A 24,397-nucleotide genomic window follows, 5' to 3' on the forward strand; every position below is an offset into this window, starting at 1 on the left:
TCACTCATGTGAGATCCATTTTTCAGTAATTTGGTAAAACAAGTATTTTTTTAGACGAGTTGTTTGTTAAAGCAAGTTTTTAGTTGAAGCTAAGTTATTTATTAAAGGGTATCATCCATTTTTATATTTGTCAAGCTTTTTTCATGTACTTTTTATAAGTTGAAGTAATTAGTTCTTTTTTATAAGTATCGTTTACTTTGTTTATCGGGTTGTCTTCATTAAAAAGATATAAATAAGTGTCAGTTACAATACCTACATGTGATTTTCCATATTCAAGCCCGTCCCCATTTTTTAGGCGGTAATTATGAAGTGCAATTTTCCCTTCTGTATCAAGCTTCATTAAATGTCTGATAATTTCATATTCAAACATTTTTAGCCATCCTAAATTGTTCTCTACTACCCTATCTAATGAAACCAGAGGTGGCACTTTACCATTATCAACAAACTCACGTTTAATGTGGTCATTTAAATGATTGTAAATATGTTCTGTAATGGGGTTGTCGTCACTTGCAGGAATTGTGTATAATTCATCGAAAAAAGAATGACTTGTTGGCGTTTGAAGTATTAATTCCCCGCTATTAGAAGATGTGATCAAATGTACAAAACCTCTTTGTTTCTTCACAGCCTTTATTAATGGAGTCATATCTTTGTCGTCAGATATTAAAACAATACCATCTATCAGATTGTTCTGGAAAATCATGTCCATGGTATCCACTGTAATTTGAATATCAGCGTAATTCTTATTATTGTTGGATGTATGTCTGGTCTCAATTCCAAATTCGTGCAACTTGGATTGGTGGCGCGAGTTATGTAGATCTGGCAAATCAAAATTACAGTAAGCAATAATATCTATAACTTTCATGTTCTTTTGTTCAAGATGTTTTCTAAGTCTAAAAAAAAAGTCCCTCTCAAAAACATTGGTGTATTCGCTTCTAAGATTACAATGAACATTTTCATAATCAATTACAACGCATACATTAGTATATTTAGTACTCACATCTGATTCTCCTCTGTTTTACATTAATAAAGTAGTCTAAGCTTGAACATGAATTTAATAATAAATATTGGTTTGCAATTGTTGCTTTTTCTGCCCACTTAGTCCTAATGAAAATAATAGCAAAATTTGCTGAGGGGTGATACACTTTTTTCCACAGGATAAAATTCACCTGCCGATGAAGTGTTTCAACATATACAGTTATTGCGATATGGTGTGAGTGATCAAGTATAAACAAAAAAGCAGTTGGCAGATCCATTGTGAAATAAGTGGATCTTCCGGCTGCTTTTCATTTTAGTATGATTGTTTGAAAGATAATACCTCTTTGAGTAATCGATGAATAGCTTGAAGATCTGATGTATCTAATGTATGAAGTAGAGCATTGATCTTATCCAAAGCATCAGAACTCTCTTTTGAGCGTTCATTTCTAATATCCAATAGCCGAGAGGGGCTAATTTTGAGAGCATCAGCTATTTTTGAAAGTGTCTCAAGGGTTACGTTAATTTCTCCTCTTTCAATCCTGCCCAAGTATGAATGATCAATTTTCAGGATCTCCCCTAGTTCTTCCTGAGTGTAATTATTTGCTTTTCTATATATCCTAATTTTTTTTCCTACATCAGAATAAATATTGGACATTTTGTCACCTCTTTAATAAAGAGTAGGCAACAAATAGGGATAAATGAAGAGTAATAAACTACATAATACCAATTGAAAATAGGATATATATATCCTAAAATGAATTTAGAAATAGCAAGAGGAGAGATAGAAAATGACATCTTTGATTCATCATCATGTGATTGAAAATGTGTTGCAGTATAAGATGCGTGGAAAAGTGGCCTATCTGGGTAACCTTTCTGCCATGTCAGCTTTACAGATTACTTATGTGAAACCGTATGACCATCCATCAGGAAAAGGGTATCAGCGGCCGGTTGATAGTCAACGTTGCAACGATTTTGCAATGTATCTCTCGAAGGGAGATGATGCATTATTTACGCCTATTTTGCTAAATGCAGAGTCCAATTGGGAGTTTAGTGCATACGACAAATCAAGAGCATCGTTTGGGAGATTAATTTGCAGAGGCAAAGCATCTTTAATGGATGGACAACATCGTTTAGGTGGAATAAAGCGATACACACAAGATACTCATTCAGAAATTAGTGTTCCATTTTTGGCGTTTCATTACCTTGATGAAGACGAAGAAATAATGTTGTTTGATACGATTAATACAAAAGCAAAGGGAATTGGAATCTCTCTAAGTAAGTATCTTCATCGAAATTCTGATGATAACAGTTGGGTAGCGACACAATTGATTATACGAGGTGATAGTCCTTTTCACTTTAATAGTACTTTAACAGGAAAAAGAAGTGTTGGAAGACACGTTACACTTCAGAACTTATATAAAATGTTAGAACTATTGACGAAGGCTGAACATGTCGCAAATCTTGATAAAGAAGAAAAGCTCATGTTATGCCTTGTTTATTTTAATGCAATTAAAGAGCAATTTAATAAGGAATGGCTGAATTATAAAGAATATCGATTAACTCATATTGTATGTTTAAATGCTTTAGCTATAGCTGGAAATGAAGTTTTCTCAATTTCTGTTGGAGAAGAAAAGAGAACAATTGATTATAATCAAGTTACTAAGTGTGTGAAAAAGTTAAAGAATGTAGAATGGTCATCAACTGGACCACTTAGGTATATAAAAGGGTTAAGTGGATCTAGGACACTAGCAAATGAATTAATCTCTCAAATGGTCTAAAAAACCAACTTAGAGTCCTCATAAATATGGGGGCTCTTATTTGGTTGAAAAGGAGTGAAGTCTGTACTTACAGTATGGATAAGACCTTATAAAGGAGAAGCTTTGAGCTGCTATTTAATGGTGTTGATAATGCTGATCGTTATCCGACGACACCTCCGAATGTTCGACGTGAGCATTGTATCGATATACAATTTGGAGAGATCATATTATGAAGTTAAAAAGTGGCCGAATTTTATAAAAAGTAACCAAATATAATAACCAGGATATGAGGGTAGATCATGAAATTCGAAATCACAGAGGAAATGGAACAAAAAATCAGGGAATGGGACTCATGCGAGGCAACCGATGTAACTGGTGCTAAATTAGCGTATACATTTATCCCCACTGGTATAGGATTAGTTATTGAGGTGCAATGCGATATTTGTAAGAGAAAATTGAACCTGACAGAAGATTGGGCATAGAGCCTTCAATATTCTTGTAGAAGTTTTCTCAGGTCTCAAGAAAACAATACGTGTTAGTAGATCTCTGGAAAACTAATGTTAGTGATCTGCTATAATTAAGTTCGCTTAACTTGGAAAGAATCTAAGGATGCAGGTGATATAAGAGATTTTAACCGATTAACAAAAAAAAATCTCCTGCGCACCTGCGGGGGGAAGAAGGCTTTCGTTGTGTAGTTTCATCTCTCTGGTGCTGCATTACTTTCACCCGTTGTCTGAAGGCCAAACTTCGTCGAATCGCTCACGTTAAAGGCTGTATGTGGTCCGTATAATCCACTGGGACCAGCAATCTCGAAAGCGATTGTTTTGCTCGCGCTGCTCCCGACGATCTCAAAAGTTAGTGTCTGGTTTCTGTGCTCGGAGCGAACTCCGTGCCATTACCTGCAGTCGTAGCATTGTTCTGAAGCATCACCGTTTGGGCACCTGCTGGACCGCCCGAGAAATCCACTTTCAATCCATTAGGACCATAATAATCAGCAGGGTTCACAAGTTGTCCTTGACTGTTGTACTGTTTATTCGGTACTGGCGTGTCATAACATGAACCTACTCATTACATGATTCACCCCTTCACTATTTTCATTTTCCGCTTTTTCTGTCAGCAAATCTTAAAATGCCTTATATTCCTGCGTCCCCTTCGTTTACACCTTTCTTTTGGCTTCAGTTAGAAGGTGAACGGGGACGAGAAGCCTTTGAACCGGTCCTGAGAGCTGCAGCGCCTTAAAATGCTCTGGAATGCCATTAGAAAAGACCTGATTGGGTGCCAGGCCTTTGTACGGTGGACCGATATATTTTGTTTGATTTCTTATCACTCGAATCACCTCCCCTCTGCGGTTTCATATAATCGTTCACTCTATTAAAAAATCCAATTTTATAAGCACAAACTTCCTACATATTCCAAAATAGAACTCTATGATATACTAAATTAATCTTTAAAAAGGGGGTCATAGTATTGAGTGGAGAAGGGAAAAACCTATTTGTGACGGGCTTTATTGATGTCGATTTATGGGATAAGGCTCAATGGCGTGCTGTGTTTTTTGGGGCCATAGAGGGTGGACCGCCAATTCTCGGATTGGCTTATAAGAACAAAGGAGCAGCTATTCGAATTTTTAAAGGCTGGCGTGAACGCTTTGGGCAAGTAGATGAGCATGAAGAGCTAAGAATTTCTATTGTTGAAGGATCCCTTCCTGGAGAAAAGGAATTTAGCTACGCAGTCCATATTGGTGCCGACATAGAAAATAACGTGGCACAAATTGAGAAAGATGGATTCAAAGCAGATCTCATAACTAACATCACCAGAATTCACAGGATGTATCCAACTCCTGACTCAAATAATTTGGAGAATTTTAAAAAGATGTATGAGCAGGCTCAGGGTTATATTCTTATCCCATGTTACATCGATTCGAACAATAAAATAGAAATGCTTGATGAGTACCGATTATTAAAACGGAAAATCCACTTTAGGGACATTAAAGACATCAAAGACGATCAAGACCCGGACTATATGACAACTCAGAAGCCTCCGGAATACTAATAGTAAAGCCCTCTCTTGTTTATGGAGAGGGCCTTTGACTTTATGTGATTCAAATTAATTATATGTGGTTTCGAACCGTTTTTTCGCTATGGTCATATCCAGGGCCAGCGGTTCAAACACTTCGTATTTACGGTGGGTTAATAAAACTTGCTGTTATGATCATTCCTCTTCAATGGTATGTGTGCTCAATCATTTGTTGTCATTGCTAATATCATATTTTTTTCGACGGCTTCAAATATTTTATTGTTATAGGTATCAGAGATTGAGTGTGGCACTTATAGTTACACCTATATTTTAAGTATTCACTTAACGTTCTAACACCAAATCTAACCCTAAATTTTGGTGGTAAAAACGGATATAGATAATTTTTTCTAACTGCCTGATAAACATTATAGTAAAATAACAAATGAATAATACTGAAAAGAAAATAGAGGTGACCAGAAAATTATGAGTGATTTTTCCTTAGATTTAGCTGCAGAAAAAATATACCAACCACAAACCAAAGAATATTTTAAAGAAGTTCTAAGTTCTTATAACAATGGGAACTATAGGTCTGTAGTTGTGTCCTTATATACTGTTGTCATTGCAGACTTGATTTTTAAACTCAAAGACTTAATTGATCAAGAGGAAGACTCAGGAGCACAGAAGATAATCGATGAAATAGAACAAATGAGAAACAGAGATTTGACATCTTCTAAATGGGAAAACACATTAGTGGAAAGGATTTTTACAAATACCAAGATGTTGGATCTACACGACAAGGCTAATATTGAAGCTCTAAAAGCCCATCGAAATTTATCAGCTCACCCGGCAATCACACAAGAAGATGTTTTATTCACTCCTAATAAGGAAACAGCTCGGTCACACATACGAAATATGTTAGAAGGAGTTCTAATAAAACCCTCTATGTTTACTTCACATATAGTAGACAGAATAATAAAAAATATTCCTGAACTATACGAGACATGGGGAGGGTTCTGGAATACTGATGGCAGTTTTGAAAGAGTGATTTCAAAAAAATATATTCGCTTTCTTAATGAAAAGGGAATTCAAAGACTTTTTCGGGCGCTATGGAAATTGACGTTTCGGATTGAAAATGAGGACACAAAAGCCAACATAGATGCAAATTCCGAGGTCCTTATATTACTACAAAAAACACATCCTCATTTAATCTATTCAGCATTTGATGGGGAAAGAAATTTTTATAGTAATATTACACTAGGAAAATTACAAATCACCTTTCTCATTGATTTTTTCAAACAAGCCCCTAGATTATTTTCATTGCTTGAAGAAGAAGTTAAAGCGAAAATGGTAGAACTAATCACTGGAAACTTCGCTAGGCTTGTTAATGCCTGGTTCATAAGTGAAAACTCCGAAGAACATTTAGCAAAGGTAAGTTACGCAATCCACAATTCTCAGGAACCTATCCCCAGTTCGATTGTTATAGTTAAGAGCCTCGCAGAAGATGCAGGTAAACCTGGGGAATACAATAAATTGATTATTCATAATTTCTCCAAAAGTACAAGTTTTAATAATTCATACGAATTATTTAGACAACAGGTAAGACCGAGCTTAAACCAATTTAGTGAAGAAGATTATAAATCACTCTTTACAACAATGGATTCCACCTCTCAGATATTCAGGTTATTTGATCTCGGTACAATGGTAGAAGAAATACAAGTTTTTGCAAAAGAAACAATTGGTCATGAAATAGATCTTAGTCCTTATACACATTTCTAATAAAAGAGAATCAGGGATCATCCCTGATTCTCTTTATTATTTGATCCTTCCCTTATATTAATCTCCTCCTCTTACAACATGAAATTTTCCAGAGTTACATAGTTCACAGGTTGGCTCAAAGGCTATTAATCCTTATTGAAGAAACTGGCGGAATAGCTGAAAGGTTAAAGCGCTAGTTTTATTAACTTATGTGTTATAATTTTAAAAGGAATAATTTGTATATATTATCTCTTGTTATAAATAGGATTATCTGAGGCCAGCCTTTGAGGTTAGTCAAATGGAGAAATTTTTCTTGGAGATGAAATTCATATGGATCTTTTTACTCATAATGATAGTGTTGCTTTAATGAAGCGTAAACTTCTTGATTTTCAAGATTTATTTGGAGTTGACAATATCCGAATTTATGAAGACTACTATTTAGTGTTTTCTCACAGGGATCAGCAATGGCTGTTCTCTGCATTACATTATGAATTGAATGAGCTACTTCGTTATCTGTTTGCGAAACATCTAGGAAACCATCATTATAATGCAAATGAAAGCCGGAAGCTTTTAGCCATTATTCAAATGCTCGGATCTTTAAAAATGAACTTAAAAAATACCGAATTTGAATTTGAGCTAGATCCATCTTATGATGAGTTGTTAAAAAAATGCAAAACTTTTATAAGACCTACTAATGGCAGTCCTATTCCGGATGATCTTGAAGAGATCGAACTAATCGATCATCGCAATATTTTTCATCTTAAACATTCAGTCTCGGTACCGAACAATCCGTCGAGGGCGTATCCATTAATTTTCGTTGGGGAAGGTTCATATGCGCAAGTCTTTAAATATAGAGATGAAAGTTATGACCTATGGATCGCTCAAAAACGAGCGTTAAATAACTTGACTGCTGCAGACCTCACACGGTTACGGAACGAATTTGACGACTTAAAGAAACTTGACTCTCCTTTTATTATCCAAGCTTTTGAATACGATAATCAAAATCATTCGTACACAATGGAATTCGTCCCTCTAACACTTGATAAATACATCTTCAAATGGAATGATCGACTTTCCATAATTGCACGAATTCAACTCATAACACAACTTTTCCGGGCCTTTTCTTATATCCATCATGAAGGTCTTTTGCACCGGGACATTTCATATACCAACATTCTTATCAAGAAGCATACTGATGGTAGTGTGTTTCTTAAGGTTGCCGATTTTGGTTTGGCGAAACATCCACATATTCGACTGACACGTCCAGGGACCGAGTTTAAAGGATCACTGAACGATTCAAATTTGAGAATTATCGGGTTTGAAAACTATGAAGTTCGTCACGAAGTTTTTGCACTTGCTTTCATCATATGCTATATACTTACTGGAAAAAAAGAGCTCTCGGCCATAAAGGACGAATCCGTATACGAATTTTTTGAAACCGCAACCAGTCCTGATCTTAATCGTCGTTTTAATACCGTAAACGAGATGGCTCAATCCTTTCGGCGGATAACACCGCGTATACAGGAATTAAGTTCACGAAAACTCTAATAGCTTTAAGTTGAATTCGCTAGGAATCTCTCAATTACAGCTGTGTTGCCTTCGAATCTAACAACAAAGCCTATGCATTGAGTTAATGATTTATAACAGTCTCGATGGTTTGACTCATTTCAGAATTGAGAAATTACCAAACTATGCGTAGCGGAAGTCGCTCCAAGAAACAGGAACGTTGAGTAGGGAATGGAGACTTGATCCTGTTCGTTATGCTCGAAAAAAGGATGTTTTCCGGCGCGTACCGAGATTAACCCTGACTTAAGGTGAATTCACATCATAGATGTGCGAAAAACAATGTGGAATCGGATAAGGTCCGATTCCTTTTTTTAATTGAATTCTCAAAAGGGAGATATACTTATGAATGTTAAAAGAAAATAAAGTGTTAGACTGAAAAATAAAGTTGTAGACTGATTCTCTTATAATGGGCTTTAATAATTTGGAAATTCTGATTTTAGTCCGCTCCATAAAACTTGTGTTTTAGGGCGAATCGGGATTTTTTGTTAAGTTGGGTTTGTTTTAAGGGACAGGGTTAGGAGGACGGAATATAATGACCACACATTTCAGGGTAAATTTCCGCAATAAAGAGGGTGGATTTAGATTAATCGCTGATAACTATATAAAACTTAGGAGTAAAGATTTTACCTCTCCCCACCTTGAAGGCTTAAAGAATAAATTCGAGAAGGCTCTGATCAATTTCGATCTTAATATGAAATACTTCAAAACTCTGTCTTGGGATAAGTTTAATGCAGAATTGCATAGGTTAGTAGATTCGTATACCTTTGTTGAAATTACTGACCTTAATTCTGTAAACGAGGTCAAAGGATTCTACATTATGGTTTTAGACGATTATTGTCAAGCTTATATTGGGATAAGTCACGATATAAAAAGAAGAATAAAAGAACATTGGGGCAAACAAATTCCATTGGATCGTCTCGCGGAGGATATCGGGGTGTATTCACTATCGATAGATTGCTTTAGGGCTTTAGACACTACGAGAATATTTGTACGTCGTTGTCCTGAGTGTGATTTTATTAATTACCCTCTGCTATCCGGAAATCTTGAGAATCAATTAGTAAACAAGTTTCCTATAGATTATTGCTTAAATCAGGGTATGGTAGGTACGAGAGAAGATGTGAGAGAAAGGTTAAGGAATCGTGATATAAGGATTTCAAAGGTGCGTGGTCAGCCTAGCGATTACTGATGTTGTAGGTGTTAGATTGATCATGTGAATATAGTGATTTAGATCAGAGATTTTAAGGGCAAAACCCTAAAATCTTCATTACTGCATTTCTAGTCTAATGTAGTGTAATGCTTATAAAAATTCAATGAGCCCATCACCGTGATTTGGAAGATCCTAAATTTCCAATTTGTAGGGCAATGGGCTATTTATGTTCTATTTAAGGCAGTGTAAGACACTGTCGTTTATAAGACATCATCGTCAGCTAACTCATCTGCCTGACGTTCGTAATCTTCTAAATTAGCTGGGATCTTTAATTTCACTTTATCGCTATCAAGGATTACTCCCATTTTGCTCGCGTGTTTGAACGGATCATACGGTTCGTTGTTTTTAAGGCATGAGTATAAAACTTGGGCTATCTTACCGCATACATGACCTATTGCTTTTCTCTTCGCCATTCCTCGATCAACTAATCGCTTATAATAAACACGAAAGCTATTTTCACTTATTTTTGGAGATATTAGTAGCAAAGTCATTAAGAATAGCACTCTGCGAGTATCTCTAACACCCTCGTATGTCTGCCTACTCTTAAAAACGGATGTGCCGGAAATTTTATTCTCTGTAGCAACCCCAAGATACTTTTTAAGCTCTAAATATGTTGAGAAACGTTCAATATCACCAATAGCGCCGATAAATGTACAAGCCATAGATTCACTCATGATAGGGAAGGACATAAGTATTTTTGTATAAGGATGAGGTTTATATCCTTTTTCTTTATCACCATAAAGCAGGGAAGCTATCTGTTTATCCATGCTTTTTATCGCTTCATCTATACGCAAAGCTTCTTCAATTAGCCACGTTTGCCGTTCAGATAGGTGTGGAATGTTTAGGGCTAATGTGCTAGGTAACAGCTCTGCCAAGGTCATAGAGGCTTTCGTAGCAGTAGTCTTTGCACCAATTGTTATTAGAGTTTGCAGAAAATAATTGCTGAACTTGATTCTTACGTCTCGTTAATTGAGAAGTAAGTAACCAGCGATCTCTAGTTAATGTACGGTACAAAACCTGCTCTGCACTTGCAGGACGAACTATTCGCACCGAACGCATATCAGGATGAAGGGTTTTGTGCCATCCCATATAGGCCATGATTCTAGCATCAATTTCATCGGATTTTTCATTAAGTCCTAGCTGGCGTTCACGAAAATCTTTTACAGCTTTATTTTCAACCTGATATATAGAATAGCCTTGATCTAATAGAACACGAACAACTAAATATGAATAATGTCCGCCAGTTGGCTCCAGTAATATAAAGAAATCCTGGGGTTTATACCCGAATTGTGCTTGAATTTCTTCTAGAGCATGGATAAACTTCGTAATTCCTTGGCTATCCGAGTTAAACTTCATCGTTTTACTGCGTTTCCATTCCTTCTCACTGCGGAACTTTTCAAATGGAATGCAAGCAGCAACATGGAAATCCGAACCGATATCTATTCCAACATAGAAGGGATAAAAAGATCTAGAGTTGTCTTGGCCTTCAATAATGCTTGTATCCGTAAGCATAAAATTGTTCAACTTATGATCACCTATTCGAATCATTTGCACCAGATTAACCAAGTTTTCTTAAGAGCTCCGCAATGGGCCCAATGTAGCATGTCAGGTTTTTGATTCGATGCATTACCCAAAATAAACTGAGAGGTCGAGAATCCGCCTCAATAACTTTAAAGGGCTTCTATTAAGTTCTTTCGACATAAGGAAACAATTTCCTGCTTTCTCTGTTAAGTTCTTTGTTTTTCTATGCAAAAAACCTGTCATTTCGACAGGTTGAATAATCATCAAATGTGCAGCGCCAAAAACATGGAGCGCCTCATTTCTGTTAAAGAAGTCCAGGAGGATGTCCTGCCGGCTCCAAACCTATTCTGGGCGGTTGTTCCCTGAGAGGTCACTGCACAATAATATATACTCCATAATAGGAGCTAATTCCTTCTAAATACCGTACCAGTTACCACAAATACTTTATAGAAGTCTTTCTAAGCTCCACATTAGACTCAGAGGTTAACTGGCACTAATGCATTTTAGCATGTTGCTCAAAAGTGGTAAAAGCCTATTTATTGAACTAACGTTCAGTCGCTGCTTATAGTTGTGAGGCTTGCCGAACACCTAATGCAGTGACGTCCCGACGGGCTTAGGGGGCTGAATGTGGTCACTTGCTTCTCAGAGTGATCCGAAGCGTCAATATTGTTTTAGTCGAAGGAAGTTCTGGAAGCAGCCATTGCATTTAACGCGTTCTCAAAATAGCTATATACTTCATCTGCAATTCCCAGAAACTCTTCAACAAGTACATTATTACTATCCAAGTAACAAGCGTAGAGATAATCAACTAAAGCGGAGTCAATCTCACAATAGTTTAATATGGCATTCTTCATCTTAATAATGTCATCTTGCCATACACCTGTATCTTCTAAAATTAAAGAGTATAATGCACGAATTAATCTCTTAGAGTAACCTTTAATATATCTAGTTTTCATTGTGTTATCACTAGCATTAGAAAGTGAACTACGTACACGATCTACTTCCTCCTTGGTCTCTGTATTTAAGTCTAAAATGAACTCTGGAGAAATAATTATCGGTGGTACTTTTTCACCAACGTCATGACCATATATGCAAACACAAATTATCTTAATCCAAAAACCCCACTCATTTGGTTTGCTTAATACATCGTCAATCGAGCAAATTATCGTATCAATCTTAGTTAGTAATGGATATTCTTCCAACAGCCTGTCTTTAATATTTGACAATCTTTCGTAATCAATATCATTGGGATTTACACATACAATAGTAAAGTCTGCATCTGACTTAAAAGGTTTAGCAGTTCCTTTTGGAATCGAGCCACACATATAAATGCTATGAATCTTACCTTTAAATTCGGTAAGTATATTATCTATATACTTATCAACAAAATCCTTATATTCACTTTGTATTACAATTCTTTTTATAACTTTTTCTAATATCATATAGACTCCTCCCAAAATAAAAAACGCCCCAAAGCCAAATGCTCTGGGACGATATTAATCGCGGTACCACCCAGGTTGCTGTATTTTCACACAGCCACCTTAATTGACTATAACGGGTCAAACCGATGGGTATTAGCCATACTCTGGAACTGGCATTTTCAATCAGTACTCTAGGGTTTTCTCAGTCATGAAACCCTTTCCTGTGAAAAGTTTAATGATTTACTTTTGTTCCATCATTGATTTACGGATATTGGTTAAATATTACTCTTTCCCGTCACCTTAGTCAAGAACTTGCTCAAGATAACTCCCGTTAGAGCTCCCGCGCCTTCGCTTGGGCTACGTCCTCCTCATTATATTCCATTTCCAATCACCTATTAAAGAACTTACGCGGGTAGCATGTAATGCTTAAACAGGGGACTTATCTTAACTTAAGCACTAAGAAAATACTTTATTTTCTGATTTTGTTACTTAATACATCATAATCGCAGGGCAGTCTAAAACTTATTTTTCTATAGTTGACGATTTTCCCAATACAAAAACCGCGTCCATTCAACATCTCAAGTTTAATACTTTATTTTCTTCTGACAAATACAAATAAATAAAACAAAAAGCGTAACCTTTATGGCGGTTACGCTTTTTAATATTAAATAGTTAAAAATGTTGAGTATTGCTGTCAGTGTACATTAACCAATTAACTATAGACCACGTAGAAGAGCTTGTTAAATTCTTTGGTCAGCTCGTCATTCATCACTTCGATAATAGTCTGATAAAAATCATCTGACTGATAGATTTTTTTGTATTCATGTAACATATTATAAACGGCAGTTGAAGCATCCCCATCCAACTTCCAATACGCTTCTCTAAAAGCATCATCTACACGCTTCATAATCCAAGGTTCCTGATAGCTTAATCGGCGTACTGTTCTTGACATAGCTCTATAAAATCTCCACAGTGAAGTATCTGTGAAGTTTTGGAAGAAGAAGTCTTTCAACGAATTTTCAATCACGTTTTCATCAACGTTGTCTGATGATATGCCTAGTGCTCTTAGGAGGGAAGAAGAGCGTTCGTGAGAAAAATCGACATTACGAATGGTAAAATTGCAAGTTTGGTTAATCCACTTTCGATTGATCGCATTAAGAACATCACCATCAATATAGATGTTGATTCTTCCGTGAATCATCGCTTTAGACACGAATTTGGTGCCATTTATCACTGAATCACGGAATGCAAATGCTGTAACCCAATGTAGCCATTCGTCGAAGTGGTACGACTTGCTTGAATCTGCTATATCTTTGGCGGCTTCTTTTGCAAAATTATCGGAGATGAGATCTACTTTAAAATGCTGCTCTTCAATATTATTTGCAACTGATTTAAGGATAATCGGCTCTGCATTCGAAGAAAATGAAGAATTGAAAGAAAAAATCTGTTTTTGCAAATCCGATACAATTTCAAATAAATAGTTTAATCCTGAATGATTAGCTAGAAGAATATCAAAGTTATTTGCAAGTTCTTCTTGTCCATGTTCTTTAAGATCATTAAGGTATGCTTTCACCTTTTTGTATTGATTGGTCACGCATTTTGCTGTCTTAGCTGAGAAGTTTTGAATAGCAGATTCCTCTAGGCTCTTTAGAGACATATAAATGTTGTTCATTTCACTTATATAGGTATCTTGATCATAGTCAACATCAGAATTAGGCGTTACTTTCTCATCCGCACGAGTAATTGCTGCATGAATTTGGATTTTGCTCTGCCGAATTTGTCGTCCCTCTTCACTTTGATTGGAAAATAAATTTTTCATTGCTTGCGTGATTGCATCAAACGAATTAGTCGGAAGCATTAGCAATATTCCATCAATATCGCAATTTAGAGCTGTTTTTAGTCTTTTCTTCATATTGTACTCGGTCGCATTTGAATCTTGTGTTAACCCTGGGTTATCGACGAGAACAACTCGGAAGGGAAGAATTTTATTGGGCCCAATTCTTTCGTTTGTTCTTATTTTTAAAATAGATAGTAATTGATCGCTAAAGCCATGAGCAATTTCATACTCTTTTACAATTATGGAAAACGGTTCGTATGGATCTAACAATTTCCTCAAGCTTTCTTTATCCAAATCATTTTTGAGGTCAATTTCACATGATATTTGATTATCCTTTTGATATTCTTCTAGAGGTACTGTATTCGAAAGTTTGTACATGATCTCTGACTTGATATAGTTAACAAACTGCTCTGTAGGGCTTTTCTCGGTTTTTAATTCTTTATCCCATAAAACTCTTAATTGGTTGCTAAAGGAGACCAACTTGGTATCATTTTGTTGTTTGTCGTTTTTCATTTTGGCTATGTCAGCATCTACAACAGATGTGTTGAAATTATCTAGTAGAGAAAGGACACAGTGTTGAAGTAGATTGCTAAATTCATCGGAACGAAGTTTTTCTAAGCGGACAGTGCCGTTAACTTCCGTAAGGAGATTTTCTACGAATTTCAACTCTGAAACATACTTTTTAAGATTAGATAGTGGAATGCCAGAACTATTAGAGCGGCTTACAAAGTTTCGGAGATTAAAGTCAAGTGCACTAAGTAGTTCGTCCGAATCAAACTCCTTTTTTAAGGAGATTCGTAATTTTACAGTAGTGGGATCTTTAAAATCCTCGTCCCCCAAAAAATTCGTTTTGATAATTGTGTGCTGTCCAGTTGTTGGACCGATAATATTATTAATAATCTCGCGAAGCTCTTTAGCTAACATGTTATAAGCCATAGTACTTTTTGATGCAGCTGATGGTCCAATCATTGCTAGACGGGGTATACCATGGACACTAGGGAAAATACAAGGTTTCATTCAACTTCCTCCATTTACATTATATTAACGTATGCGGAAAGTTGGCATCAAAAAAGATGCCTCATCCAAGTAGGTGGGCATCTCGAAAATACAAATTATCGATGCCGATTTGAATTGCCCCCATATAGAGTTGCAAATCCCAACTGCAAGATGCTATTGCCATATAGACAACACACCTTCCACAATTTAACTATAGTTTAATTTGGATGTTGTTGTCAATGATCTTTTTATTTTATCGTTTGATAGGATATCAATCCCTTCTTATGGAACATTCATTCCTATCACACTTAAATTGGTTGTTCAAGTAAAGCGAACATTTTGTTGATTGCCTAGTTAGCTTTGGGCATTGAATGTTCATTTTATAAACTCAACTGAATGAAGAATATAACCTTAAAAGAGCAGGTGTGAGCTGTAACCTTAATTGAGGACAATAAATAAAAAGAACCTTGTTTAAGGCTATGAGATGGCCCCTGAATTCGTTGAGGCCACTGAAAAAGTTCATATCTTAAAAACAGGATACTTTCCTCGATTTTTTTCGGGGAAGGTATCCTGTTTTGCAGTATAATGGTTGCATTAATTCTAGGTGGTGTCTCGGATGATTTCAAACCAACAATCTCTTAACCTCAGCCCATATATGGGGATTTACGATATAGTCGTACCTAAAGATAATATGCTTCGTCAAATCAATGACCTCGTTGATTTTTCCTTTGTCCATGAAGAATTACAAAATAAATATTGCCTTGATAACGGTCGCAATGCAGTGCCTCCCATTCGTATGTTCAAATACTTATTGCTGAAATCAATTTTTGATTTATCCGATGTGGATGTCGTTGAACGTTCTAGATATGACATGTCCTTTAAATATTTCCTGGATACTGCCCCGGAAGATGAAGTTATAAATTCGAGTTCTTTAACGAAGTTTCGCAAACTTCGTTTGAAAGATGTAAACCTGCTCGACATGCTTATTCAAAAAACAGTGGAAATTGCATTGGAGAAAGAAATCATAAAAAGTAGCGCTATTATTGTGGACGCCACACATACAAAAGCGCGTTACAATCAGAAATCACCCAAAGAGATCTTGATGGAGAAATCTAAACTGCTACGAAAAGCAGTTTATCAAATCGATGAAAAGATGAAAGATAAATTCCCATCAAAAACAACGACAAACGAATTATTAGATGAACTGGACTATTGCCGGAAAGTTATTCATATCGTGGAAAAAGAAAAGGCGATTCGCGAATACCCAAAAGTAAAAGAAAAGCTGAACTATTTAAAAGAAATTATTGAAGATCACGAAGAGCACCTTCAACTCTCCAATGATCCAGATGCACGTGTCGGTCATAAAACAGCCGACTCCTCTTTCTTTGGCTATAAAACACATATTGCGATGAATGAAGAACGTATTATTACATCTGCGGTAATTACGACGGGTGAAAAATGTGATGGGAAACAGCTTCAAATATTGATTGAAAAAAGTCGTGGGACAGGAATGAAAATCGATACAGTAATTGGGGATACAGCTTATTCGGAAAAGAATAATATTCAGTATGCTAGTCGAAACGAGTTACAATTAGTGGCTAAATTAAATCCAAATATTACACAAGGAACTCGAAAAAAAGAAGAAGAATTTGAGTTCAATAAAGATGCTGGAATGTATGTATGTAACGCAGGACATATGGCGATTCGCAAAGCGCGCACAGGAAAAAAAGGTGTCAATGAAAACCAAAAAGATACCTACATGTTTGATATTGAAAAATGCAAATTATGCCTATGAGGAATGGGTGTTATAAAGAAGGAGCAAAAAGTAAAACTTATTCTGTAACCATCAGATCGACAGAACATAAAGAACAAGAAATGTTTCAAAATAGCAATGATTTCAAAGAGAAATCGAAAGAGCGGTATAAAATCGAGGCAAAAAATAGTGAACTCAAACACAGACATGGGTATGATGTGGCATCTTCCTCGGGTCTAATTGGTATGCAAATGCAAGGTGCCATGGCGATATTTTCTGTTAATCTCAAGCGAATCATTACACTTATGAAAGAATCAAAGTAAGAGAATAAAGAGAAAAAAACGATATTCCGTTCGAATTCGAACGGGATATCGTCTTTTTGATTTAAAGCATGCCTTCAACTAATTAAAACGCAAGTTTTTCAGTGGCCTCGAATTCGTTGGGGGTCATCTTATTTAATGTCCACTGTAATTGATCGGTGTTGTAAAGCCCGATATTGTCGTCGATACAGGAACGTAGTTCCTCAAACTCAACTAGACTCACAGAGGTCTTCTCAACGCGCTTCAGAACTTCTTGGTGTTGCTTCTGCGTGATTTTATCAGCAAACATCTCTGAAATACGAGTACATAAGCAACCGCGTCAGACGCCTTCTTGAAGCCTTGTCCGAGAGTGTATTGATCAGTGCAATTTTCAAATTGTGATCTATATGAGTTGTTTTATGCATCAGATATCCCCCCTTTCTATTCGGGTCCATAACTAACACTTTTAAACTATCATTGACTCCGCAAAACCTCTGCACTTTTATTCCAATACATTCGTCCCACCAAACGTTAGACCCACTTCAGTACATAACAGAGCAAAGTATGTAAGCCAATCATTTCAAAAAGGCAGATCATTTTATGGATTCACCAACACACTTTACATAGCATAAAAAAATCTTATCGTTAAAGGGACTACTTTCGAATGTTGTGCAATTTATAATGTGCAGCCCTTTCGTTTGTGCAGGTTTTCATTGTGTGCAACAAGCGCGTATTAGTTACATCTATACTCCATAAGGATTTGCAAAACAAAATAACCATCTTGTGCATCATTTTTTTATGATACTCATGTAATGGATGAAGCAGAGAAATGCCATCGCTTGGGTATGATCCGTGATGGCCAACTACTAGCGGTGGATACTCCCGAGGCCTTAATTCAAAACGCAGGGAAAAATTCCATCGAGGAAGCTTTCATTTATTACGGAGGTGGGCAATCGTGAGAATTTGGGCTATTATACTACGGATTTTACGACAATTCAGACGCGACAAACGAACCTTAGCACTCATGTTTATCGCTCCTATATTTGTGCTTACCTTGATGAATATCGTATTCAACGGTTCACAATACGAACCAAAGCTGGGCTCCATCAACACTCCTGATGTTATGAATGAAAGGTTTGAGAAGCTCGGAGCCACCGTCTTGAAATACGAAATCCGTGAAGAAGCTGAGGCAGCGCTCGATGAGCGAAAGATTGATGCCCTCATGGAATCAAGTGAAGCACAGCTTCAAGTGAAGATTGAGGGGAGCGAACCGTCTGTTAATAAGGCAGTTCTACTGCTTATGCAGAAAGTCGGAGAGGGGCTACAGTCCGATGTAGCTTCACCAAACTTGAGCATAACTTATCTTCACGGTTCCGAAGATATGACCAGCATCGATCAATTGGGTCCGATACTTATAGGCTTCTTTATCTTTTTCTTCGTATTTCTGATAGCGGGCGTATCCTTCCTTCGCGAACGAACAACAGGAACACTTGAGCGATTATTATCTACTCCACTGAAGCGGTGGGAAATCGTATTAGGTTATACAGGAGGCTTTGGACTTTTTACTATACTTCAAGCACTGCTCATTTCCTGGTACAGCATCAAAGTTCTTGGTATCCTCATGACAGGATCTTTCCTTTTCGTGTTGTTGCTGACACTGTTGATGTCCATGACCGCATTAACCCTTGGGACCTTGGTTTCAGCTTTTGCTAATAATGAGTTGCAAATGATTCAGTTCATTCCACTGATCATTGTCCCTCAATTCTTCTTGTCAGGTATGTTCCCTCTAGAAACACTTCCAGATTGGCTTCGGGGTTTTGGAGTCATCATGCCGCTTACCTACGGGGCGCACGCACTTACAAACGTCATGATCCGCGGTAAAGGCTGGGAGGCCATTGCAAGTGATGTTTATGTACTCATTGGTTTTTCATTGTTATTCATCCTCTTGAACATTTTAGCTTTACGCAAACACCGTAAAATTTAAATCCCGCTGGCTATTATGTTAATATAAAGAAGATAAGAGGGAGGAGCTACGCATGTCACAGCAAGAATCGATGGAACAATGGATTCATGAACTAAACAATATAGATGATGGAAAAATGACTCAAAAACAGTTCAAAATTATTGAAGCAGCCATCGAGGTATTTGCCGAGAAGGGATATGCTGGGTCGTCAACAAGCGAAATTGCGCAGAAGGCAGGTGTAGCGGAAGGTACGATTTTCCGGCACTACAAAACGAAAAAGGACTTGCTCCTATCCATCGTGTCGCCTATGATGAGTAAATTGATTGCCCCCTTTGTAATAAAAAACTTTAAAGAGGTACTAGAGTCCGATTACCCAACATATGAAGATTTCTTATATGCCTTAATGATTAACCGACTCGAATTTGTGCGAAAGCATCACAAGATTATCAAAATCATGCTGCAGGAAATTCCATTCCAACCTCATCTTCAGGCAGAATTCAAACAGCACATTGGAACACATATTTTCCAGCGGTTAAGTGAAATAGCAGAATACTTCAAGAGTAAGGGAGAAATCATTGAACTCCCCACTCAGGAATTACTTCGTTATACAGCTTCCGTTATGATTGGAATGATCGCTACCCGTTTCTTGCTGATGCCCGATCAACCATGGGATGAAGAAAAGGAAGTCAGGAATACTATTCGACTGATCATGAATGGAATATCTGCAAAATAATTAAAGTGAAACCACGATATTCAGAAGGTACGATACGAGTCTTTCTTCCTTGTGTCGTGCTTTCACTTTTAAATTCACCCTTGAACAAAAAAAACAATATGCTATAATATATAAGGTTACATCATGCGGGTGTAGTTCAGTGGCAGAACGCCAGCTTCCCAAGCTTGAGGCGAGGGTTCGATTCCCTTCACCCGCTTAATTTTCATAGTTGTTAAAAACCTTTTTGCGATAAAGGTTTTTTTTATTTCATTTTATAAGAAGAACTGTCCGAGGAAACCCGCGGACAGTTCTTCTTTTACTGCGATGTTTACGCTATCGAAGTTGATGCTCCGACGAACCCCATCTGGGGTTCTCATCCCCAGGAACGCAAGAAAAGAGTCCACTAAAAGTGGACTCTTTCTAGTTACGTCCCAGGAGGGATTCGAACCCCCGACCGACGGCTTAGAAGGCCGTTGCTCTATCCAGCTGAGCTACTGAGACATGGTATGAAAAAAGTGATGCGTTATTTATTATAACGCATCTTGCCCTTTTTTCAAAGACTAATTTACATAGTTAATTTATTACGTTAAATATTGCTCCAATTTAGCCACAATATCGTTGTTAGAAAGCAAGTTTTCTTTGAACTGTTTTCTCTGTTGTGCTGGTTCGGGCCATCCGTGGTCTCCAAAGTTCTCTTCACTTACCACCGCGTAAGCGTCATGTAGATTATTATTAAACCAATCTATCTCCAAATCGGCATAACTTCTCACCATCCGTACAATGTCATACCCTGTACCACTACTATCCCTTGCAACGTAAACGAACAAGTCGGGATCGTCTACTGCACCCGGACTAACTTGTATTTCTGCGCAGGGAACCCCATTAAACTCTGCCATTCGTCTGAACTTAGCATCCTTAATATAATACATCAACGTATCCCCCTTATTTCGGGCTCATTTCCACTTCTACAAAAACGCCAAGTATCGCCCAATCCCATCACGCGTTTCCTTGGTGCCTAGTCGATAAATTTCACGGTATAGCTCATTCAAATGAGACTGATACCCAGCATTAACCTCCTCTTCCGGAGTATCAGGCCAAGGGTAGGTGAACGCGAGAAATGAACTCTCCTCTTTCTCAGCAATTCGCTCTAGCATCCCCCTTAGGTTATCTGCTTCCTCTGGGGTCGCTTCCACCGTCCATTCAAATGACGTGGCTCCCTGATCTTCAAGTATAGATCGCCCTTGAACGGACAAGTAAAATAACTTTTTCTCCACCGCTAAACCTCCTTTTCATGCCTTATAGTCATAGTTTTCCTTATTGGACAGACATTTTATGCTCTTGTTCGGCATAATCTGTTATTACTTTTCGCCCAGAGCTGAACGGAGCGGTAGTCACAATAGAGAGAGGAGAAACCAACATGTGCGGAATAACAGGCTTTATTGAGTGGAATCGGGATCTGACAAGTGACTTGGACTTGGTATTGTCCATGACTTCTTGTCTAGAAAATAGAGGCCCTGACGCTCAAGGAACATGGATTTCAGGGCCAATTGCATTTGGCCATCGGCGGCTCAGTGTCATGGACCCCGAGAACGGAGCGCAACCTATGGTCATTTACGAGGGGGATGCTGTCTTCTCCATTGTATATAACGGGGAGATCTACAACGCCCCTGAATTAAGGGTCGAATTGCAACGGAGAGGGGTCAGCTTTCGTACTCACTGTGATACTGAGGTATTGTTACAAGCATATATTCAATGGGGGCCAGACTGTATCTCCCGGCTAAACGGTATCTTTGCCTTTGCCGTTTGGGATAGTGTAAGGAACCATGTGTTTTTTGCACGCGACCGGCTTGGAGTCAAACCGCTATTCTACAGTCAAATATCCGGTACATTTATTTTTGGTTCGGAACCGAAATCCATTCTTAAACATCCCAAATTTGAACCTGTCATTGGTCCTGAAGGGTTAGCTGAAATATTTGTAATCGGACCGGCTCGTACACCAGGTCATGGGGTTTATCAAAATATGAATGAGCTCAAACCAGGTCATGCTATGATCTGGAGCCGTTCAGGCCTGCGCAGTTATGCCTACTGGAAACTCGAAGCCGAGCCGCACGGTGACAATGTAGAGGAAACGGCCTCAAATATTCGCAAGCTACTTCAAGATACGATGGACCGCCAACTGATCTCCGATGTTCCGGTATGTACTCTATTATCTGGGGGACTTGACTCAAGCGCCTTAACTGCACTCGCAGTCGATTATTACAAACGGACCGGCCAAGGTCAGATGCATACTTACTCTGTCGATTACGTCGATAACGACAAGCACTTTAAAGCTCATAGTTACCAACCTGGGGCCGACGCTCCGTGGATCAAACGTATGGTGGAGGAGCTAGGAACCGAGCATCATTGGATTACAATTGACACACCTGAACTCGTAGAATCCCTCCCAGATTCAACAATAGCCCGTGATCTGCCCGGTATGGTTGATGTCGATTCATCACTTCTACTCTTCTGCCGGGAAATCAAAAAAGGAGCCACGGTGGCCATCTCTGGTGAAGCCGCTGATGAAGTGTTTGGTGGCTATCCTTGGTTTCACCGAGAAGAGCTTCTGGGAGCTGGAACCTTCCCATGGTCCATTGCCACGGATCTCCGTGCCAGCCTATTATCTCCAGAAGTTCGTGATTGGATTTCACCCGAGAAATATGTTGCGAAAAGGTACAGCGAAGCCGTAAACGAAGCACCCAAGTTGGAAGGGGAGAGTGAGGCAGCGGCACGGATGCGCGTCATGTCCTACTTGAACATTACTCGCTTCATGCCGACCCTATTAGATCGTAAAGATCGAATGAGTATGGGTGCGGGACTTGAGGTTCGCGTTCCATTTTGTGATCACAGATTGGTCCAGTATGTATGGAACGTACCATGGGAGATTAAATCAACAGGGGACCGGGAGAAGGGGATTCTCCGTAAGGCATTAGAAGGAATTCTTCCTGAGGACGTACTTTATCGCAAAAAAAGTCCGTATCCTAAAACACATAATCCCGGATATTTACACGCAGTTAAAGAACAAATGCTGCAGATTTTGGATAATCCAGCTTCCCCCATTTTACCGTTGATTGATTCAGCTAAAATACGAGCTATAGCTGCTTCTCCAGAATCATCCTCACACCTTCCTTGGTTTGGCCAGTTAATGTCAGGTCCACAGCTATTTGCATATTTGACACAGGTAAACCACTGGCTGATTAAGTATCAGGTCGCCATTCGCTAGAAGAGCAAATTTATTATAAAAAAACGGCCCTTGAAGTAGCTAACTGAACTGTGACCTTATTTGTAGACAGTTCTGAAAAAGAGCCTTTCGTTAGGCAGTCAACAGATGACTTCTGAATTCTGATCTTACCCCTGTCAAGTAGACATTAATAAAACTGAAGTACATTAAGCAGCCTTAGTTCGGTATTCCACTGGACTAAGGTTGTTTAATTTTTTCTGAAACCTATCATAATTGTAAAACCGTATGTATTCATGAATTGCGGAGATCAATGCTTCCTCTGATTGAAAAGACTGGATATACATACATTCTGCTTTGAAATGTCCAAAGAAACTCTCCATGCAGGCATTGTCCAAACATTTTCCTTTTCTAGACATACTTACTTTCATCTTGTATTGGGTCAGAAGTTTATTGTACAACCTAGAAGTGTATTGATAACCTTGGTCACTATGGAGAAGAACTCCCTCCGTTTTGCGTACACCGCGAGCAAGCTCTACCGTGTCTATGACAAGCTGTAAATCGTTTCTAGTACTTATTTGGTATGAGATGACTTCGTTGTTAAAAAGGTCATAAATGGTGGAAAGATATAAGTTTTTTTGGTTATACGGAATGTAAGTAATATCTGTGACCCACTTTTCATTGGGTTGGGATGCATGAAAATCGCGGTTCAAAATATTGTCTGAAGTTACATAAGTCTCCTTTTTGCCATGAAATCGTTTCTTTCTACGAATCTTAGATTTGATCCCCATTTCTTTCATCAAACGATAGACCCTCTTATGATTAACATGTATGCCATGCGTCTTAAACAACCATGTTTGTATTCGTGGATAACCGAAAATGCCGTGTAAACGTTGATGCACTTCCATGATCTTTTCCTTCAGCTCCTCATCCATAAGTTGCTTTGACGACGGAGTGAGCATTCTTCTTATCCATTTGTAATATCCACTTCTAGATACTTTTGCGATTTCGCACAGTAACGTGATGTTGTATCCAGCAGATACTAATTGATTAACCAGTTCATATTGGGAGACTTTACTTACTCTATTCTTTGCCCCCTTTGTAGCGCCCACAACTTTTTTAAGTACTCATTCTCAGCTCGGAGCCTAACTAACTCCTCTTCCGGACTTAATGGATTTTTGCGGGGTCTTCCCTTAGTCAAACCTTTTGTTTTACCCCGTTTCTCCTCCAGTGCGGATGCCCCTTCTTTTTCATAACGCTTCACCCAACGTCTAACAGATGGTTCAGGTATATTCAGCTCTCTTGCTACTCGTTTATAACCCATTCCAGCTTCTATATACATTTGTACCGCTTTAAGTTTCATCTCGGTGGTATAGCTTTGTAGTATTCTGGCCATAAAAAATCC

20 protein-coding genes, 2 tRNA genes, 3 pseudogenes and 1 other annotated feature are annotated in these 24,397 nt (G+C 38.0%); of the genes and pseudogenes, 12 read left to right on the forward strand and 13 right to left on the reverse strand.

The genetic code is table 11. From position 1 onward, the window contains the following. Positions 1-130: 130 nt before the first annotated feature. Together NST85_RS23095 and NST85_RS23100 are read right to left on the reverse strand one after the other, a co-directional pair. Entirely contained in the window at positions 131-997 is an 867-nt protein-coding gene (locus tag NST85_RS23095; RefSeq protein ID WP_341190509.1) for an NYN domain-containing protein, read from the reverse strand. A gap of 291 nt (positions 998-1,288) precedes the next feature. Then, the gene (locus NST85_RS23100; RefSeq protein ID WP_341190510.1) at positions 1,289-1,630 is read right to left on the reverse strand and encodes a helix-turn-helix domain-containing protein; all 342 of its coding nucleotides are present in this window, start codon (positions 1,628-1,630) and stop codon (positions 1,289-1,291) included. A 133-nt stretch (positions 1,631-1,763) separates the two neighbouring features. Here NST85_RS23100 and NST85_RS23105 point away from each other — a divergent pair, with 133 nt between their 5' ends. Together NST85_RS23105 and NST85_RS23110 are read left to right on the forward strand one after the other, a co-directional pair. Next, positions 1,764-2,753: a DGQHR domain-containing protein gene (locus tag NST85_RS23105; RefSeq protein ID WP_341190511.1), complete on the forward strand. Its 990-nt coding sequence runs from the start codon at positions 1,764-1,766 to the stop codon at positions 2,751-2,753. A 278-nt stretch (positions 2,754-3,031) separates the two neighbouring features. Then, positions 3,032-3,214 carry a hypothetical protein gene (locus NST85_RS23110; RefSeq protein ID WP_341190512.1) on the forward strand — a complete coding sequence of 61 codons (183 nt, stop codon included), beginning with the start codon at positions 3,032-3,034 and terminating at the stop codon, positions 3,212-3,214. A gap of 373 nt (positions 3,215-3,587) precedes the next feature. Here NST85_RS23110 and NST85_RS23115 read toward each other — a convergent pair whose 3' ends face one another. Further along, entirely contained in the window at positions 3,588-3,737 is a 150-nt protein-coding gene (locus tag NST85_RS23115; protein ID WP_341190513.1) for a hypothetical protein, read from the reverse strand. Between the two features lie 151 nt (positions 3,738-3,888). Further along, positions 3,889-4,059 (reverse strand): hypothetical protein, encoded by a 171-nt coding sequence (locus tag NST85_RS23120; RefSeq protein WP_341190514.1) that lies wholly within the window; start codon positions 4,057-4,059, stop codon positions 3,889-3,891. 140 nt (positions 4,060-4,199) lie between these two features. On the opposite strand from NST85_RS23120, the gene NST85_RS23125 reads away from it, so the two are divergent. From NST85_RS23125 to NST85_RS23140, 4 genes are all read left to right on the forward strand, one after another. Then, entirely contained in the window at positions 4,200-4,781 is a 582-nt protein-coding gene (locus tag NST85_RS23125) for a hypothetical protein (protein WP_341190515.1), read from the forward strand. Positions 4,782-5,228: 447 nt separating this feature from the next. Continuing rightward, a complete protein-coding gene (locus tag NST85_RS23130) occupies positions 5,229-6,521 on the forward strand; it encodes a hypothetical protein (RefSeq protein ID WP_341190516.1) in 1,293 nt (430 codons plus the stop codon). A 309-nt stretch (positions 6,522-6,830) separates the two neighbouring features. Beyond that, positions 6,831-8,048, forward strand: coding sequence for a protein kinase domain-containing protein (locus NST85_RS23135; protein ID WP_341190517.1), 1,218 nt, complete (start codon positions 6,831-6,833; stop codon positions 8,046-8,048). 550 nt (positions 8,049-8,598) lie between these two features. Continuing rightward, positions 8,599-9,252 carry a hypothetical protein gene (locus tag NST85_RS23140; protein ID WP_341190518.1) on the forward strand — a complete coding sequence of 218 codons (654 nt, stop codon included), beginning with the start codon at positions 8,599-8,601 and terminating at the stop codon, positions 9,250-9,252. A gap of 221 nt (positions 9,253-9,473) precedes the next feature. Here NST85_RS23140 and NST85_RS29395 read toward each other — a convergent pair. From NST85_RS29395 to NST85_RS23160, 3 genes and pseudogenes are all read right to left on the reverse strand, one after another. Next, a pseudogene (locus NST85_RS29395) lies at positions 9,474-10,812 on the reverse strand (IS110 family transposase). A gap of 653 nt (positions 10,813-11,465) precedes the next feature. Beyond that, entirely contained in the window at positions 11,466-12,236 is a 771-nt protein-coding gene (locus NST85_RS23155; protein ID WP_341190521.1) for a nucleotidyltransferase domain-containing protein, read from the reverse strand. A 41-nt stretch (positions 12,237-12,277) separates the two neighbouring features. Next, positions 12,278-12,482, reverse strand: a binding site (T-box leader). Between the two features lie 445 nt (positions 12,483-12,927). Beyond that, complete coding sequence (locus tag NST85_RS23160) at positions 12,928-15,069, reverse strand: hypothetical protein (protein WP_341190522.1); 2,142 nt, start codon at positions 15,067-15,069, stop codon at positions 12,928-12,930. Between the two features lie 595 nt (positions 15,070-15,664). On the opposite strand from NST85_RS23160, the pseudogene NST85_RS23165 reads away from it, so the two are divergent. Then, positions 15,665-17,124, forward strand: a pseudogene (locus NST85_RS23165) (IS1182 family transposase). Between the two features lie 82 nt (positions 17,125-17,206). Here NST85_RS23165 and NST85_RS23170 read toward each other — a convergent pair. Beyond that, the gene (locus NST85_RS23170) at positions 17,207-17,410 is read right to left on the reverse strand and encodes an IS3 family transposase (RefSeq protein ID WP_341190523.1); all 204 of its coding nucleotides are present in this window, start codon (positions 17,408-17,410) and stop codon (positions 17,207-17,209) included. Positions 17,411-17,903: 493 nt separating this feature from the next. On the opposite strand from NST85_RS23170, the pseudogene NST85_RS23175 reads away from it, so the two are divergent. The 4 genes and pseudogenes from NST85_RS23175 to NST85_RS23190 all read left to right on the forward strand — a co-directional run. Next, positions 17,904-18,059: pseudogene (locus NST85_RS23175) on the forward strand (ATP-binding cassette domain-containing protein); the annotation flags it as partial. Further along, positions 18,056-19,084 (forward strand): ABC transporter permease, encoded by a 1,029-nt coding sequence (locus NST85_RS23180; RefSeq protein WP_341190524.1) that lies wholly within the window; start codon positions 18,056-18,058, stop codon positions 19,082-19,084. The pseudogene NST85_RS23175 and the gene NST85_RS23180, both read left to right, overlap by 4 nt. Positions 19,085-19,136: 52 nt before the next feature. Further along, entirely contained in the window at positions 19,137-19,796 is a 660-nt protein-coding gene (locus NST85_RS23185; RefSeq protein ID WP_341190525.1) for a TetR/AcrR family transcriptional regulator, read from the forward strand. A gap of 125 nt (positions 19,797-19,921) precedes the next feature. Then, positions 19,922-19,992 (forward strand) — tRNA-Gly (locus NST85_RS23190). Between the two features lie 210 nt (positions 19,993-20,202). On the opposite strand, the gene NST85_RS23195 is transcribed toward NST85_RS23190, so the two are convergent. From NST85_RS23195 to NST85_RS23205, 3 genes are all read right to left on the reverse strand, one after another. Continuing rightward, a tRNA-Arg gene (locus NST85_RS23195) sits at positions 20,203-20,276 on the reverse strand. An 80-nt stretch (positions 20,277-20,356) separates the two neighbouring features. Further along, complete coding sequence (locus tag NST85_RS23200) at positions 20,357-20,704, reverse strand: hypothetical protein (protein WP_127190124.1); 348 nt, start codon at positions 20,702-20,704, stop codon at positions 20,357-20,359. A gap of 36 nt (positions 20,705-20,740) precedes the next feature. Continuing rightward, entirely contained in the window at positions 20,741-21,049 is a 309-nt protein-coding gene (locus tag NST85_RS23205) for a hypothetical protein (RefSeq protein WP_341190526.1), read from the reverse strand. 143 nt (positions 21,050-21,192) lie between these two features. On the opposite strand from NST85_RS23205, the gene asnB reads away from it, so the two are divergent. Continuing rightward, entirely contained in the window at positions 21,193-23,037 is a 1,845-nt protein-coding gene (gene asnB / locus NST85_RS23210) for an asparagine synthase (glutamine-hydrolyzing) (protein ID WP_341190527.1), read from the forward strand. A 164-nt stretch (positions 23,038-23,201) separates the two neighbouring features. Here the strand turns inward: asnB and NST85_RS23215 are convergent, their stop codons facing one another. Beyond that, a complete protein-coding gene (locus tag NST85_RS23215) occupies positions 23,202-24,104 on the reverse strand; it encodes an IS3 family transposase (protein ID WP_127195318.1) in 903 nt (300 codons plus the stop codon). Next, positions 24,071-24,388 carry a helix-turn-helix domain-containing protein gene (locus tag NST85_RS23220; protein WP_127195317.1) on the reverse strand — a complete coding sequence of 106 codons (318 nt, stop codon included), beginning with the start codon at positions 24,386-24,388 and terminating at the stop codon, positions 24,071-24,073. Before NST85_RS23220 ends, NST85_RS23215 begins: the two co-directional genes overlap by 34 nt. Positions 24,389-24,397 lie beyond the last annotated feature (9 nt).

Source organism: Paenibacillus sp. FSL K6-2524, assembly GCF_038005525.1.
GTDB classification, from domain to species: Bacteria; Bacillota; Bacilli; order Paenibacillales; family Paenibacillaceae; genus Fontibacillus; species Fontibacillus anaericanus.